Source organism: Nocardia concava NBRC 100430, from assembly GCF_000308815.1.
In the GTDB taxonomy this organism is placed as follows: domain Bacteria; phylum Actinomycetota; class Actinomycetes; order Mycobacteriales; family Mycobacteriaceae; genus Nocardia; species Nocardia concava.
In genome coordinates, this window is record NZ_BAFX01000139.1 from 108,029 (window position 1) to 123,043 (window position 15,015).

At 68.0% G+C, this 15,015-nt stretch carries 14 protein-coding genes and 1 rRNA gene; 1 reads left to right on the forward strand and 14 read right to left on the reverse strand.

From position 1 onward, the window contains the following. Positions 1-175: 175 nt before the first annotated feature. The 8 genes from ON43_RS32850 to ON43_RS32885 form a co-directional block, all read right to left on the reverse strand. The gene (locus ON43_RS32850) at positions 176-784 is read right to left on the reverse strand and encodes a peroxidase-related enzyme (protein WP_051179551.1); all 609 of its coding nucleotides are present in this window, start codon (positions 782-784) and stop codon (positions 176-178) included. Then, a complete protein-coding gene (locus ON43_RS45140) occupies positions 777-1,244 on the reverse strand; it encodes a hypothetical protein (protein WP_051179552.1) in 468 nt (155 codons plus the stop codon). Before ON43_RS45140 ends, ON43_RS32850 begins: the two co-directional genes overlap by 8 nt. After that, a complete protein-coding gene (locus ON43_RS32860) occupies positions 1,241-2,257 on the reverse strand; it encodes a putative FMN-dependent luciferase-like monooxygenase (RefSeq protein WP_040813723.1) in 1,017 nt (338 codons plus the stop codon). Before ON43_RS32860 ends, ON43_RS45140 begins: the two co-directional genes overlap by 4 nt. Further along, a complete protein-coding gene (locus tag ON43_RS32865; protein ID WP_040813794.1) occupies positions 2,254-3,009 on the reverse strand; it encodes an ABC transporter ATP-binding protein in 756 nt (251 codons plus the stop codon). The genes ON43_RS32860 and ON43_RS32865 overlap by 4 nt, the downstream gene beginning before the upstream one ends. Then, positions 3,002-3,880 carry an ABC transporter ATP-binding protein gene (locus tag ON43_RS32870; protein ID WP_040813724.1) on the reverse strand — a complete coding sequence of 293 codons (879 nt, stop codon included), beginning with the start codon at positions 3,878-3,880 and terminating at the stop codon, positions 3,002-3,004. The genes ON43_RS32865 and ON43_RS32870 overlap by 8 nt, the downstream gene beginning before the upstream one ends. Next, complete coding sequence (locus tag ON43_RS32875; protein ID WP_040813725.1) at positions 3,861-5,696, reverse strand: ABC transporter permease; 1,836 nt, start codon at positions 5,694-5,696, stop codon at positions 3,861-3,863. Before ON43_RS32875 ends, ON43_RS32870 begins: the two co-directional genes overlap by 20 nt. Continuing rightward, on the reverse strand, positions 5,697-6,860 hold the full coding sequence (locus tag ON43_RS32880; protein ID WP_051179553.1) for an ABC transporter substrate-binding protein: 1,164 nt from the start codon (positions 6,858-6,860) through the stop codon (positions 5,697-5,699). It abuts the gene before it with no gap. Between the two features lie 79 nt (positions 6,861-6,939). Next, the gene (locus tag ON43_RS32885) at positions 6,940-7,578 is read right to left on the reverse strand and encodes an HAD family hydrolase (RefSeq protein WP_245568847.1); all 639 of its coding nucleotides are present in this window, start codon (positions 7,576-7,578) and stop codon (positions 6,940-6,942) included. A 138-nt stretch (positions 7,579-7,716) separates the two neighbouring features. On the opposite strand from ON43_RS32885, the gene ON43_RS32890 reads away from it, so the two are divergent. After that, positions 7,717-8,565 carry a GNAT family N-acetyltransferase gene (locus ON43_RS32890; RefSeq protein WP_040813727.1) on the forward strand — a complete coding sequence of 283 codons (849 nt, stop codon included), beginning with the start codon at positions 7,717-7,719 and terminating at the stop codon, positions 8,563-8,565. Positions 8,566-8,594: 29 nt separating this feature from the next. Here ON43_RS32890 and ON43_RS32895 read toward each other — a convergent pair whose 3' ends face one another. From ON43_RS32895 to rrf, 6 genes are all read right to left on the reverse strand, one after another. Further along, the gene (locus ON43_RS32895; protein ID WP_157514269.1) at positions 8,595-9,026 is read right to left on the reverse strand and encodes a MarR family winged helix-turn-helix transcriptional regulator; all 432 of its coding nucleotides are present in this window, start codon (positions 9,024-9,026) and stop codon (positions 8,595-8,597) included. Between the two features lie 46 nt (positions 9,027-9,072). Then, positions 9,073-9,495: an SRPBCC family protein gene (locus ON43_RS32900; RefSeq protein WP_157514270.1), complete on the reverse strand. Its 423-nt coding sequence runs from the start codon at positions 9,493-9,495 to the stop codon at positions 9,073-9,075. A gap of 153 nt (positions 9,496-9,648) precedes the next feature. Beyond that, positions 9,649-11,682: an elongation factor G gene (fusA, locus tag ON43_RS32905; protein WP_040813729.1), complete on the reverse strand. Its 2,034-nt coding sequence runs from the start codon at positions 11,680-11,682 to the stop codon at positions 9,649-9,651. Between the two features lie 264 nt (positions 11,683-11,946). Then, a complete protein-coding gene (locus ON43_RS32910) occupies positions 11,947-12,294 on the reverse strand; it encodes a YrdB family protein (RefSeq protein WP_040813730.1) in 348 nt (115 codons plus the stop codon). Positions 12,295-12,510: 216 nt separating this feature from the next. Beyond that, positions 12,511-14,634, reverse strand: a complete 2,124-nt coding sequence (locus tag ON43_RS32915) for a TerD family protein (RefSeq protein ID WP_040813732.1) — start codon at positions 14,632-14,634, stop codon at positions 12,511-12,513. Between the two features lie 111 nt (positions 14,635-14,745). Beyond that, positions 14,746-14,862, reverse strand: a 5S ribosomal RNA gene (rrf, locus tag ON43_RS32920). Positions 14,863-15,015 lie beyond the last annotated feature (153 nt).

Here is a 15,015-nt window from a genome sequence, read left to right on the forward strand (position 1 = left end):
AGCAGCTTCAGGATGGTCTGGACAAGAACATCCGAAAGGAAGTTCGTCATGGTGGTGCTCCGATCCGACAGATTGCCAGTGCCGTCACTGACTGTTTGCCATCGGGACGATACCGAGCCGGTCCCCACCCTGGGAAGATTTCCTATGAACTTTCTAGAATTTTTTCCAGAGAGCCCTAGATCTCGCTGATGACCACCGGAACCTCCGGTTCACCGAGGGTGAGCATGAGGCGGTTGGCCCACGAGAACGAGGCGGTGGACAACACCAGATCGTGCAGCTCGTTATCGCCGAATCCCAGCTCCCGCAGGCGCTTCAGATGACCGGCGTGCGCGCGGGGCGGATTCGCGGCCAGTGCGTCCACGAAATCGATGACCGCGTCCCAGGTTTCGTCGATCCGGACGTCATTGCCCTCGTCCAGCAACCGCTGGACATCCGCGGGCCGCTTGGACAGCGCCGAAGTGAAACGAGAATGAACGGAGGCGCAGTATTCGCAGCCGTTGTGCCGGGAGGTAACGGTCGCCGCGAGTTCGCGCTCGGCCCGGGCCAGACCCTCCCGGCCATAGAAGATCTCTTTGTCATTGGCGCTGCGGTGGGCCAGCACCGCGGCGTTGCGCGCGAGTAGCCGGAAATACGGGCCGATTCCCCGATCGCCCTCCAGCAGGGGCCGCTGCTCGTCGTCGGCGTCGGCCAGCGCGATGGGCTCCACCCACGGCACCCAGTCCAGCTGCTCCTGGGTGAATCCCTTTGGCCGTCGCGACGTTTCGACGCTGCGCACTTCACTCATGCTCCGCACTCCCCTCGAGGTCGGTTCCGATCAATTCGAGCCCGGCCAGTAGCCGGACCTGGAAGTGCACGAATCCGATGAGCTGCGCCACCGTCACGATGTCGCGCTCGTCCAGACCGGCCGCGGCCAGCGCGTCGATATCCGCCCGGGTCACGGCGGCGGGTGAGGTGGTCACCCGCGCGGCATGCCGCAGGATCGCGGCCAGCACCGGATCACCCTCGGCCGGAACGGTTCCCAGCGATGCGTAGTGCGCCGCCAGCTCGGGCGCGCCCGCCAGCTCGGCCACCGCCACGGCCGCCGCGACGAGGCGTTCCCGGCCGATGTTCGCGCTCGCGTCACCGTCCAGCAGCGCCGAGTACACCCCCTGCGTGTGCTCGATCACCGCCGGGCGCGCCGCCCGCAGTGCGCGCACCGATTCCGCGCGCTCCCCGAGCACGGCGTCGATGACGTCCGTTGTCACAGCTGATTCCTTTCGTCGGATCGCCAACCCAGTTGCGGCGCAACCTTGGTGGCGATGAGTTCGATGGAACGCGATACGGCGGCGTGCCCCGGATCGACCGGATGCGCCTGCACGATGAAGTCGGTGGCGTGCCGCAGCGCCGAGTCGGCGGCCAGCTGCTCGGCCACCTCGTCCGGCGTGCCGAAGTAGAGGTCGCGCAGCACCTCGGCGACGGTGTTCGTCCCTTCGGGACCGCCGTTGCGGCCCAGCTGATCCAGGAACCGCGCCGCTCCGCGCTCGGCCAGCTCGACGGCCTCGTCGTGGTCGTCGGCCACGAAAACGCCTCGAGAAGCGCCGATTCGGGGTGCCGTACCGGAGGGCAGCGCGTCGAGGTACGCGTCCACCAGCGGCTGCTGGATCTCCCACAGGGTGGCCCCGGGCGCGGCCGGATCGCGCGGCTGAGCCTTGGACAGCAGCAGTCCGTCCCCGGCTCGCCCGGCCCGCTCCGCTCCCCCGGCGGAGAACGTGGCCTGCCACAACCGATCCCGTAGTCCAGGGGCGGGCGGGTTCAGGCTCCGGTCACCGACCAGCGGCTCCCCGCCCAGTGCCCCGGTGACTTTCGCGAGTTTGTCGGCGTAGACCCGCTGCCGGTCGGCGTCGCCCAGTTCGAAAAGCTCGAAGGCGTGCCGTGATCCGCCCGCGCCGAAGCCCAGTTCCAGCCGCCCGCCCGACAGCTCGTCCAGCACGGCCGCGTCCTCGGCGACCCGGATCGGATCCTCCAGCGCCAGTGTCACGATGGCGGTCCCGAAGCGAATCCGCGAAAACCGGGCGGCCGCGTGGGCGAGGAACACGAACGGCGACGGCAGTCCGCCCTCGGCCGGATCCAGGTGATGCTGTGCCACCCAGGCGGTCTGGTAGCCGAGACGTTCGGCCAGGTCGATCTGTTCGAGCGCCTCGCGGTACACCGTGGCCGCGGTCTCGGCGGGATCGGTGCGGACCAGGCGGGTGAAGAAGCCGAGACGCTGCGGGGTCATACGGTGGTCACCTTTCCGAGGTAGGCGTCGCGCACGGCCGGGTCGCCGATGAGCTCCGCGGCCGGGCCGTGCAGCACGATGCGCCCGGTGCGCAGCACATTGGCGGTGTGCGCGATGCTCAGTGCCAGCTCCGCCTGCTGTTCCACGATCAGGATGGCCAGGCCCAGCTCCCGATTGAGCCGGGCGATCTCGTCCAGCACCCGATCCACGAACAGCGGCGACAATCCCATGGTGGGCTCGTCCATGCAGATCAGGCGAGGTTTGCTCATGAGCGCGCGGGCGAAGGCCAGCATCTGCTGCTCGCCGCCGGACAGCGTGCCCGCCCGCTGGGTGCGGCGCTCGGCCAGGCGCGGGAAGTGCTCAAAGAGTTCGGCGGCGCGGGCGGCCAATACCGCGCGGCGCTCCCGGCGGATATAGCCGCCGACGAAGAGGTTCTCCTCCACGGTCATGGCCGGGAAGACGCGGCGGGCCTCGGGCACCGAGGCCAGGCCGGCCCGAATGCGGGTCGCGGGCGGGGTGGCGCTCACGTCGACGCCGTCGATCCGGACCGTGCCCGAGGTCGGTTTCAGCAGGCCCAGTGCGGTTTTCATGGTGGTCGACTTGCCGGAGGCATTGCCGCCGAGCAGGGAGACGATCTCGCCGGGGCGCACCTGCAGCGACACCTCGTCCAAGGCCCGGGACGGGCCGTAGTGCACCACCACATCCTCGAATTCGAGGATGGGCGTGGCGTTCTCGTCGAAGCCGTCAGACATCCACGGCAACCTTTCCGTGCACGCGGCTGGTACCCAGGTAGGCCTCGATCACGCGCGGGTCGGCGAGCACCTCGTCGGGCGTGCCCTCGGCGATGATGCGGCCCTCGTCGAGGACGAGCACCCGGTCCGAGAGGTCGTGGACCAGGTCCATCTTGTGTTCGACCAGCAGCACGGTCTGGCCCTGCGCCTTCAATTCGGCCAGCTGCCTGCCGATTTCGGCGGTCTCGGTCTGGTTCATGCCCGCGGCGGGCTCGTCGAGCAGCAGCAGATCGGGTTCGAGGGCCAGGGCCCGCGCGATCTCGGTGCGGCGGCGGTTGGCGTAGGACAGCGTGTAGGCCGGGTGGTCGACGCGCGGACCGAGGCGTTCGGAGAAACGGGCCACCTGCGCATCGATCCGGGCCGCGGAATCCCGGCGCTCGGCCCGCGCGGCAGGTGTCGGCACCAGTGCGACCGCGAGCTCGGCGAGCAGCGAAACCCAGCGCAGCACCGGGATATTCGCCAGCGCCCGCAGCGGCCGGGTGGCGCGCAGCGTCGTCTGCAGACCGACATCCACGTTCTCGCGGACGGTCATATTGCCGAAGACCCGTCCGTTCTGGAAGGTCCGTGCGATGCCCGCCGCGGCGGCCGACTCCGGACTGCCGGGCCGAATTCGCTTGCCGTGCACCAGTACCGATCCGGCATCGGGCTTCAATACCCCGGAGATCAGATTGACCGTCGTCGATTTCCCCGACCCGTTGGGACCGATGATCGAGACGAATTCGCCCGGCGCGATCGAGAATTCGACCCCGTCGACGGCCTTGACACCGCCGAAGGCGCGCCGCAGTCCGGTCACCGTCAGTACCGCTTCCGCATCAGGCGTCGACCGAGACACGCTCTCTCCTCACCAAGATTCCCTGCGGCCGGAACCGCACCACGGCCAGCAAGACCAAGCCGTACAACACGATTCGCCACGAGGGCGCGAGTCGCAGCGCCTCCGGCACCCCGATCAGCACCACCGCGCCCAGCACCGCGCCGTAGGGCGAGGCGGTGCCGCCCAGCACCAGGATCGTCACCACCAGCAGCGACATGGGCAGGTTGAACACGGTCGGATCGATGTAGGAGTACTGATGCGCCAGCAGCGCGCCGCCGATGCCGGAGAAGAAGGCGGCCAGCGCGAAGGCCAGCGCCTTGTAGTCACGCACCGGCACACCGGCCGAACGCGCGGCCACCTCGTCGGCGCCGATGGCGCGGATGGCCGTCCCGAGCCGGGACTGCTGCACCCCGACGATCACCGCCAGCACAATCGCCAGCACCGCCAGCTCCAGCCGGAATATCTGTGCGTGCGTGGTGAATTCGTAGCCGAAGAGCTTGGGTGCGGGAATGCCGAAGATGCCGTAGCTGCCCCGGGTCACCGGTTCCCAGTTGCGAATGATCGCCACCGTCACGATGCCGATGCCCAGTGTCGCGATGGCCACGTAGTGCCCGCCCAGCCGCCACAGCGGCGCGGCCAGCACCGAGGAAACGACGGCCGCGACGAGACCCGCGACCACGATGGCGGACAAGAACGCCCAGCCGTGCGACACCGTCAGCACCGCGGAGGTGTACGCGCCGGTCGCGATCGGCCCCGCCTGCCCGATCGCCAGCTGCCCCGCCGAACCGGCCACCAGCGTCATGGACACCGCGATGATCGCGTAGGCCAGGATCTGGGTGCCGACCGAGAGGCTGTAATCATCGGCGAACAGCGGAATCGCCACTCCCGCAACGGCCAACGCGACCAGCGCGTGCCATCGGCGGATCTTCAACTCCCGGCCCGCGCCGAGGAAGGTGCCGGTCATGGGCTCGGATTCGATGGCGGGTGGGCGCGCGAGCAGACCGCCGGGCCGCAGCACCAGGAACACCACCAGCAGTCCGAAGGTGATCAGATCCCGGTAGCCGTCACCGAACCAGTAGATGCCGAACGCCTCCACCAGCCCGAGCACGAATCCGCCGAGCACCGCGCCCGGAATCGAGCCGAGCCCGCCGATGGTGGCGGCCACGAACCCGGTCATACCGACGATGCCGCCGCTGGTCGGCGAGATATTCGAGTTGTAGAGACCCACGAAAATGCCTGCCAGACCGCCCAATCCGGACGCGATGGCGAAGGCCAGCGACTGCACCCGGCCCACGCCGATACCCATCTGCGCGGCCGCGTCGGGATCCTGCGCGGTGGCGCGAATGGCCAGGCCGTGACGGCTGTAGCGCAGGAACGCCCACAGTCCCGCCATCACCGTGAGGGTGATGGCGAACATGACCACGTCCGAGGTGCCCAGTCGCACCCCGCCCACGCGAATATTGTTGGTGGGCAACACCTGTGGGAACGGCCGGGTGTCCGGTCCGAACACCAGCGCCACCACGTTCTCGATGATCAGCCCGACCGCCACCGTGGCCAGCAGCGCCGCGATGGCCGGGGCACGCCGCAGCGGCCGCACGGCGAGCACGTCGATGGCCACGCCGACCAGCGCCGTCACCGCCACCACGACCACCAGCGCCGCCCACCACGGCACGCCGTGCTGGGCGATCAGCCACCAGCCCAGCACCGAGCCGAACGCGAAGATCGAGCCGTGCGCGAAGTTGATGACATTGCTGACCCCGAAGATCAGGGTGATGCCCACGGCGATGAGTGCGTACGCATTGCCGTGGACCAGACCCGCGATGAGCGTGTCGAGCATCTACTTATTGCTTCCGACCGGCACGAACTTGCCGTTCTGCAGCACCAGCTCGATCGGCTTCACACCGCTCGGGCGTCGCGTCTGCTGATCGAAGGCGAAGGTGCCCAGGCCGATTCCGTCGAAGTCCTTCACCTCGCGCAGGCCCTTCAGCACGCCCTCACGGGTCGCGCCGCCCGACTTCGCGGCCTTCACCAGCGCATAGAGCGCGTCATAGGCGTAGACGTTGAAGTCGCCCGGATCGGTATTGAACTTGGCCCGGAACTTGGTGACGAAGCTCTGCACCTTCGGGCTCGGATCCGACGGGGTGAACACGCCGTTCACGATGTCGCCCTCGGCCGCCTTGCCCGCCAGATCGATGAACTGCGGGGTGTTCTGGCCGCCGAAGAACTGGCCGTTGAACCCGACATCACGCAGCTGCTTGACCACCAGCGCGCCGTCCGGGCCGTAGCCCAGGTGCACGAACGCGTCCGGGTTGGCGTCGCGGCCCTTGATCAGCACCGGCCGGAAGTCCTGCGAGTCCGGCAGGATCGAGGAGGAGTAGGCGATCTCGATGCCCTTCTCCTTGGCGAACTGCTCGAAGAACTTGAAAGCCTGCTTGCCCCAGTCGGTTTCGAGATAGACGACCGACACCTTCTTCGCCTTGGACCGCACCCATTCGGCATTGCGCTCCTGGTACACGTCCAAGGTGATGGACGGGCTCCACGAGTAGTCGCCGCCCTTGGTGAAATCCACCGAGGAGTTGGTGAATCCGTACTGCACCAGCTTGCCGCGGTTGTACACCGGCGAGGCCGCGATGGAGGCGGGCGAGGAGAAGTCACCCAGCTCGGCGATGATCGATTGGTCGCCGACGAACTTGGTCGCGATGGGCACCGTCTGCTTCGGATCCGATTGCGAATCCTCCCATTTCAGCGCGACCTTCTTGCCATTGATGCCGCCCGCGGCATTGATCTCGTCCAGCGCCAGGTCGAAGCCCTGCTGCCAGAGCCGACCGTACTCGGCCGAGTTGCCGGTCTTCGGGCCGGAGACACCGAAATACACGGTGTCCGAACCACTTCCGGACGAATCGTTGGAGCAGGCCGAGGCCAGCACCGCCACCAGGGCCGCAGCCGTCATACCTACCGCAACCCGGCTGAAACCACGCGACCGGGACAAGATCTTGCTCATTGTCCGAAAGGTAGCCGGGGGCCGTCGCCGCGGACAGCGTTGCGCTCAGCCTGATGCCAAGGGCGGCACTCGAATCGAGCTAGTCGGCGAGATGCGCGGTGAGCCAGGCCGGGAATTCGGTGAGATCGTGCAGCACCACATCCGCACCGGCGGCCGCCAATTCCTCCGCCGAGTAGGGCCCGGTGGTCACCGCCACCGACACCGCGTCGGCCACCTTCGCCGCGCGAATATCCCCGAGATGGTCGCCGACATAGATCGAGGCCCCGCGCTCGCGCAGCACCTCACCCTTCTCCTCCGCCCAGGCCCCGCCGACCAGTTCGTCGACCTCGAGCCCGAGATGATCGAGATGCAATTGCGCGTGCGGCCCGTTCTTGGCCGTGATCACCAGCACCCGCCCGCCGGCCCGGTGCACCGCGGCCAGGGCATCGACCACCCCGGGCAGATGCTCGGAGGCGTGCACCGCGAGATCCGGATAGAACTCCCGGTACATGGCCACGATCCCCGGCACCTCGTGCTCGGGAAACCATGCGGCCGCCTCCACCGCGAGCGGCGGCCCGAGCCGCGACACCACCAGTTCCGAATCGATCGGCACCCCGGTCTTCGCGGCCACCGCATCCCACACCGCGGCAATGCCCGGCCGCGAATCGATCAGCGTCATATCCAGGTCGAACCCGACGACAAGTCCGTTCCCGAGCCCACTCGTTTGTTCAACAGCCACCCCCAGACCCTACGATCCGCCGCTCTCCGCCCTCGCCCGGCCATGCCGCGCGCCGGAATGACGAGATCGGGTGGCGACAGGCGCGGCGCGCGGAAAACCGGAGGCGCGGACGGGCGCTCCCGAATTAGGGTCGGAGGCATGGCCACTGATCAGGGAACTCTTTTCTGCGGAACCGAACTGGCGGAGCGGATCGAGCGGGCCGAGGCGGAGCTGATCGCCGAGGCCAGCGCGGTTTCCGGGGCGCGGCTCGGCGCGGCGGCGGGTTTCGTGGTCCCACTCGCCGGCGGCGTGGCCTCCTTCGCGGAGGACGGGTCGCCGCTGAACAAGGTGGCCGGGTTGGGGTTCGGCGGGTTGCCGAGCGCGGCGGAACTCGACGTCGTGGAAAAGCTGTTCGCCGAGCGCGGCGCGCCGGTGCAGGCGGAGGTCTGCCAGCTGGGTGATCCGGCCATCGCCGAGCGGCTCACCGAGCGCGGCTATCGACTGGTGTCGTTCGAGAACGTGCTGGGACTCGAACTCGATCCCGCCCGCACCTCGATCACCGCCGACGGTGTGGAGGTGACGCACAGCCGCGCGGAGGAATTCGACAGCTGGGTCGATGTGGTGGTGACCGGATTCGCGAATCCCGACGGCCAGGGCCTCGCCGCGCACGAGGAGTTCCCCGCGGACATCATCGCTCGGGCGACACGTGACATGGGTGCCGTGGCCGGGGCGCGGCGATACCTGGCCCGGCATCACGGTGCGGTCGCGGGCGGCGCGAGCATGCGCATCACCGCCGGAATCGCGCAATTGAACGGTGCGGCAACCCATCCCGAGCACCGGCGGCACGGCGTGCAGTCCTCGCTGCTGTCTGTTCGGCTGGCCGAGGCCAGCGCCGCGGGCTGCGATCTCGCCGTGGTGATCACCCAACCGGGTTCGAAATCCCAGCAGAACGTCCAGCGACTCGGCTTCGCGCTGCTCTACACCCGCGCGATCCTGGTGAAACCGTGACTGCCGACTTCCGACGTGATCGCCCTCGGTCAGCCCGGAAGCCGGTGCGCGGCTATCGGTTTCAGGTGCTCGCGCAGTAGATCGCCGTCCTCGCCGAAGAGCTGGACGTCGGTGTCGACCGCGGTCCGGACACCCTTGCTCGCCAATTCCCGTCCGGCGGGGGTGAGTTCGATGCGCAGCACCCGCGCATCGGCCGGATCGGGGCGGCGGACCAGTAGCTCGCGCTCCTCCAGGCCGCGAATCACCTTGGACGCCATCATGCGATCCGAGCCGGACATGTCCGCCACTTGCTGCTGGGTCGGCAGCTCCCCCTCCCGGCTCAGCCAGCCCGCCGAGGCCAGCAGGTTGAACTGGGTGGGGGTGAGCCCGAGCGGGCGCAGATTGCGTTCCAGCGTGGCCCGCCATTCCAGCGCGGCGTGGTGCAGCCAGAAGCCCGGACTCATGAGCGGACCCCGCGGCACGCCCCGCTCCGCTTGCGGACCGCCGGCTCGCCGACTACCCGGAGATTCAGCCACGCCGTAGCGCCTCCTCTTCCAATGCGGCGAAGGTCAGCGGCATATCGGCGCGCATGGCCTTCTCCCAGATCAGCTTGAACAACGGCCCGAAGGGCCCGTGGATCTCCACATTCTCCGCCACCCGCACGGTGCCGTCGCCGAGCGCCTCGTAGGTGCGGTGCCCGCGCAGCTTGCCGAACGGAATGCCCGCCTCACTGGTCCACGACTTCCCCGGCTCCACGGCCACGATGGTGAACGGCCCGGCGGGCGCGCCCTTCGGCTTCACCCAGCCCTTGGTGCCGGCCGCGAATTCGCCGTCGATGCGGGACTTCTCCTCGTGCGGATCCCAGTCGGACCAGCGGGCGACATCGGTGGCCACCGCCCAGATCTTGTCGATATCGCCCTTGATCACGGCTGCTTCGGTGAACGAGTACATCATCGGGACCATCTCCAATCGAGGAAATCTGTTGTTGCGACAACAGTAACTGTAGTCGCGACAACAATCAACCCTTTTCGATGGATCCCGTGCGCGCACCGGAAGCCGGTGGCGACGACATCGATGTGTCGCCGCCACCGGCTCCGATCGCCGCTACAGGGCGAGGGCGTAGCCGAGCGGGCGCGTGGTGAACGTGCCCCGGCCCTGCGTCCGGCTACGCAAACGCGTTGCGTAGCCGAACAGTTCGGCCAGCGGAACCGTGGCGGTGAGCACCACGGTCCCGGTCCGGGTGACCGAACCGGTGACCCGGCCGCGCCGGGCCGCGAGATCACCCAGCACCGCGCCGACATGGTCCTCCGGCACCGTGGCGGTCAGCTCCACCAGCGGTTCCAGCACCGCCATGGCACTGGCGCGCAAGGCTTCCCGCATGCCGAGCCGACCGGCGGTGCGGAAGGCCAGGTCCGACGAATCCTTCGAATGCGTCGCACCATCGGTGAGCGTGACCCGCACGCCGGTGACCGGATGACCCGCCAGCGGGCCCTCGGCCAGGGCGTCGCGGCAGCCCGCCTCGACCGCGCGGACGAACTCCGCCGACACCCGGCCGCCGACCACCGTGGACTCGAACTCGAAACCGGTTGCCCCGGAATCCGATTCGTTCAGCGGTTGCACATCGAGCACGATGTGCGCCCACTGTCCGGACCCGCCGTCCTGCTTGACGTGCCGGTACACCAGGCCCCGCACGCCGCGCACCACGGTCTCGCGGTACGCCACCTGCGGCCTGCCCACCGTCACGCTCAGCCCGCGGTCACGGCGCAGCTTCTCCACCACGACCTCGAGATGCAGCTCGCCCAGACCGGCCAGCAGGGTCTGCCCGGTCTCCGGATCGGTCCGCACGGTGAGGGACGGGTCCTCGTCGGCAATGCGGGCCAGCGCGAGCGCCAGCTTCTCGGTTTCGGCGTTGTTGCGCGCCTCGACCGCCACCGACATCACCGGTTCGGTCGGAGCCGGGGGCTCCAACTGGATCGGCGCGGCCGGCGCGCACAGGGTCGCGCCGACCCGGACCGCCTTGGGCCCGACCAGCGCGACGATGTCGCCCGCCACCGCGGCCGTCACCTCCTCGTGCCGGTCCGCCTGCACCCGCAGGATGCGCGCGATCCGCTCGCGGCGGCCGGTGCCCGCGTCCAATACGGTGTCGCCCTTGGCGAGGACGCCCGAATAGACGCGGACGAAGGTGAGTCGTCCGGTCGGCGTGGCGTGCACCTTGAACGCCAGTGCCGCAAGCGGTTCCGCCGGGTCCGCGGTGCGCGGATCGTCGCCGGTACCGACCGCGGGCCGGTCGAGCGGCGATGGCAGGTAGGCGACGACGGCGTCGAGCAGCGGCTCGATGCCGATATCGCGGTAGGCCGCGCCGCACAGCACCGGCACCACCTCGCCGGAGAGGGTCAGCTCCCGCAGCGCGGCGGTCAGGGTGTCCGCCGACAGTCCGGCGTGTTCGACGAACTCCTCGAGTGCCGTCGAATGCCGTTCCGCCACCGCCTCTTCCAGCTCACGCCGGTAGCGGTCGACGTCCGCCGCGAGGTGCTCGGGCACCGGGCCCTCGACGACGCCGCCGTCCCAGTGCAGGGACCGCAGGTGGACGAGGTCCACGACGCCGGCGAATACCTCATCGGTGTACACCGGCAGCTGCACGAGCAGCGGAACCGGATGCAGCCGTTCCCGAATCGAGGCGACGGCGGCCGTCAGGTCGGCCCCGGCACGATCCATCTTGTTGACGAACGCGATCCGCGGCACGCCGTAGCGGTCGGCGCGCCGCCACACGGATTCACTCTGCGGCTCGACACCCGCGACGGCGTCGAAAACGGCTACCGCGCCGTCCAATACGCGCAGGGAACGCTCGACCTCATCGGAGAAGTCGACGTGCCCCGGCGTATCGATGACGGTGAGCCGGTGCCCGGCCCATGCGCAGCTCACGGCCGCCGCGAAGATGGTGATGCCTCGATCGCGTTCCTGCGGGTCGAAATCGGTGACGGTGGTGCCGTCGTGCACCTCGCCGCGCTTGTGGGTGATCCCGGTGAGGAACAGCATGCGCTCGGTCACCGTGGTCTTGCCCGCGTCGACATGCGCGAGAATTCCGAGGTTGCGAACGGTAGCCAGGTTGGTTCGAGAAATATTGGTACGCACGGTCATACGTCCTTCGTGCTGATCTTGTACAGAACAGCGCGATTCCCCGGGACGATCAGAAACGTCCGGGGGTACTCAGTACCGGCCGCGCAGCCGGCACCGAGCCGGCGAAGACACCAGGATCACCTCGAAGCGCGGGCGGGCCATGACGGTGTTGCGAGATGTACGCATGATCGGCCCCTTCCTGCTTGTCGAGTGCCGTGAACGTAACAGTGCAACGCTCCCGCTGTCGCGTGAATTTCCCAGCGGGCCAATCGAGCTCGGCGGTGATCAGAACGAGAGGTGGCCGAAGTGGATCGCCGCGAGATTGGCCACCACCAGGACCGGGAAGCCGATGGCGGCCGCCCGGTAGCCCAGCTGCCAGAGCCCGGCGGCCGCGCCACCGAAGACCGCGACCTTGGTGACCACCGCGGCCACGGGAATCGAATAGCTCGCCTGCGGTGCCGCGAACATGCCCCACAGCACGACGGCGGCCACGGCCATGCCCACGCCCAGCACGATTTTCGCGGTGCGGCCGCGTCCGGTGCGCACTCCCCAGTAGGCCAGTGCGCCGACGGCGACGAGCTCCAGGACGAAGGCGAGGGTCAGGTTGGCGGCGGTCCAGGCGGTGCTGATCATGACTACTCCGAGATCGGTGCTCTCTATTTTGACCAATAGTCACAGAACTTCCGCACCGAGTCAAGAGCACTGCTCTCCAAACCTGAAGAACTGCGGAAATGCCAAGGCCCCCGGCGGGAACCGGGGGCCTCGAGCGGCGAGGAGAGCGGGGGCGCTGGTTTCTACAAGGATTAGAAGGAAGCTCCCCCATGGCCTCGCCGAGCATCACGGTAGCAGTCACGCGGGGATCAGGTCACCCAGGTTTTCCGGCGTGAACACCCGCGAGCCCGACGGCAGTCCCTCCGGCCGCTGCATGCCGATGAAGGTCACCGCCTCGGACACCGGAGCGCCGTCCCAGAGCTCGACGCGCGCACCGGATTCCAGCACCTCGACCAGGTACCGGACCCGCAGGTACTCACGCTCCACCACGCCGCGCACCAGATCGGTCGTGGAGATCCGATTCCCCTCGACGGTATTGAATGCCACCCCGCCCTTCAGGTGCAGATGCAGCCACTTGGCCCGCCAGCGGCCGTCCTCCCCGCGCATGAACACCATCGGCAGCGCCACCCGGCCGGTACCCCGCAGCTCGGACTTCATCCGCACCGTGCGCGGCTCGAACGGTCGCCCCTGCTGTTCCGCATCGCGCAGCATGAATCCGAAGAAGGACTCCTCGACCTGGTCGAACCCCTCCCCGCCATAGATGTTCACCTGCGGAATCACGAAGCGCGAGCGGACCTTTCGCAGATTCAGATCGATGAACTCCGAAGCACCGTCCGGCGCCTCGGTGATATCCCCCGAATGCCGCCCACCCTGATCGGTGAGGTTCGTGTACGACAGCCACCGCGGATTCTGATAGTCGGCGTTCAACTGCAGGGCCGACAGATCGAAGTCGGTCCGCAGCACCCGCTGCTTCCAGTACACGAAGAAACGCAACAGCTGACCGTCCACCGCCGACACCGAACCGCGCGGCAGCACACCGAAACCCGTCGCCGACGCCTTACCCGTCAAAGGCAATGCGACACCGAGGATCTCCGGATCGACCAGCACCCGCCCGGTAATGGACAGCCGACGCCGCACCTCCGCGTCGAGTAGATCGCGCAAACGATCGAGCACCTTCGGATCGATCGCGCGCCGGGTATCGGGGAACACCCGGCCCCGCCCCTGCCCGTTCACGAACAGCCGCTGCCGGCGAGACCCGCGATTCTCCACATGCTCCCGCACCGAGAGCACCACCCGACCCGAAACCCGCTCCAGCGCAAGCTCCACCGCATCCAGCACGGCATCCTGATCGGCCGCCGGCGCTTCACGCAGCAGGCGATCCAGTGAACGCATCAGCAGACCGGGTGCACTCCGCAGGGCATGCGCCGCGCCCACCACATCCCCGCGACCGAACAACTCCTCGACGCGGGCCGCGAACGAACGCACAGTCCGCTCACCCCGCGCCACCGCGAAAACCTCGGCGGCATAGGGCCACTGCGCGTACTCGTGCGGATGCAACCGCTCCCCGAGCCGCTTCCACGGCTCCCGGTACAACCCGATATCCCCGAGCTTGCCCGGATTCGCCGCGATCATCCGATCCAACCCGGCCAGCAGCATGCGCCGCACCGGACGCGGAATCGACCGGAAGGCCGTCGGCTGCCGCAAGGTCACGTCCCCGCCGAACAGCTCGCACGCCAGGCGCAGCACATCGGTGGGGTCTGCGAGCAGCAACTCTTCCCCCGCCATGACCAGGACGGCATTAACCACCGCCCGGTTCTCCCGCACCGGAATCGCCGCTACCGGAACACGGGTCGCGCAGTACCCGGCCAGCAGGCGCAGATCCTCCAGGTCCGTATCCTTCAACGGCGTGGTCGAACCGGCCAGGGACACATACAGATCCGCGGCTTCCTCGAAAAGGCCCCGCCCCGCGTGCAGCACGGTGATCCGATCGCCGGCGCTCTCGATCAGCTCGGGCTGCACCTCCAGCATGGCTTCATAACTGTGCTGGTATCGCCCATACGCGGGCAACGCCAGCAGATTCACCGTGTCGCCGGGCGCGACGACCACCTCGCGCAGACAGGACAACCAGAACTGCATGGTTCCCGGCACATTCGCCGGAAAGTCGATGAAGTAGGCATTGTGCTGCACGTGATCCTCGACCAGCTTCCGCATGGCGGCCAGCACCTGCACGGCGATATCCACCACGACATGCGGCGCGGTCGCCGAAAGATCCATCAGCAGCTCACCGGAAAGCTTGAAGCCCACCGACATCAGCGCCGAATCCAATCGCCGCGCCGCTTCCTCCCCATCGCCGATCGGTCCCCCCGGAGCCGGAACCCGCAGGGTACGGCGGACGACCAGCGCTTCCAACTCCGTACTCATCCGCCAAGTTTGGCAGCCGAGCGATGATCCGCCCATCGAATTAGCCGGTGCAGACCTGGTCCGGAAACGCAGAAACCCCCTGACCGAAGTCAGGGGGTTTCGCGAATGATGTTCCGGCGGTGTCCTACTCTCCCACACCCTGTCGAGTGCAGTACCATTGGCGCAGGTGGCCTTAGCTTCCGGGTTCGGAATGGGACCGGGCGTTTCCCCACCGCTATAGCCGCCGTAACTCTATGAAACTATCCACGCGGTGCGACAAGAGCTTTCGCTCTCCGCAACACATGTCGTGTGTTGTTTCAGATACTGCACAGTGGACGCGTAGCTTCTTTGTTGGTAAGTCCTCGGCCTATTAGTACCAGTCACCTACATCTGTTACCAGAC

Bases quoted from the DNA above. Each gene is read 5' to 3' on its own strand.
- ON43_RS32915 (WP_040813732.1), bottom strand. From the start codon at position 14,634: ATGAGTACGGAGTTGGAAGCGCTGGTCGTCCGCCGTACCCTGCGGGTT.
- ON43_RS32910 (WP_040813730.1), bottom strand. From the start codon at position 12,294: ATGATCAGCACCGCCTGGACCGCCGCCAACCTGACCCTCGCCTTCGTC.
- ON43_RS32860 (WP_040813723.1), bottom strand. From the start codon at position 2,257: ATGACCCCGCAGCGTCTCGGCTTCTTCACCCGCCTGGTCCGCACCGAT.
- ON43_RS32865 (WP_040813794.1), bottom strand. From the start codon at position 3,009: ATGTCTGACGGCTTCGACGAGAACGCCACGCCCATCCTCGAATTCGAG.
- ON43_RS32875 (WP_040813725.1), bottom strand. From the start codon at position 5,696: ATGCTCGACACGCTCATCGCGGGTCTGGTCCACGGCAATGCGTACGCA.
- fusA (WP_040813729.1), bottom strand. From the start codon at position 11,682: ATGACCGTGCGTACCAATATTTCTCGAACCAACCTGGCTACCGTTCGC.
- ON43_RS32850 (WP_051179551.1), bottom strand. From the start codon at position 784: ATGAGTGAAGTGCGCAGCGTCGAAACGTCGCGACGGCCAAAGGGATTC.
- ON43_RS32900 (WP_157514270.1), bottom strand. From the start codon at position 9,495: ATGTACTCGTTCACCGAAGCAGCCGTGATCAAGGGCGATATCGACAAG.
- ON43_RS32880 (WP_051179553.1), bottom strand. From the start codon at position 6,860: ATGAGCAAGATCTTGTCCCGGTCGCGTGGTTTCAGCCGGGTTGCGGTA.
- ON43_RS32890 (WP_040813727.1), top strand. From the start codon at position 7,717: ATGGCCACTGATCAGGGAACTCTTTTCTGCGGAACCGAACTGGCGGAG.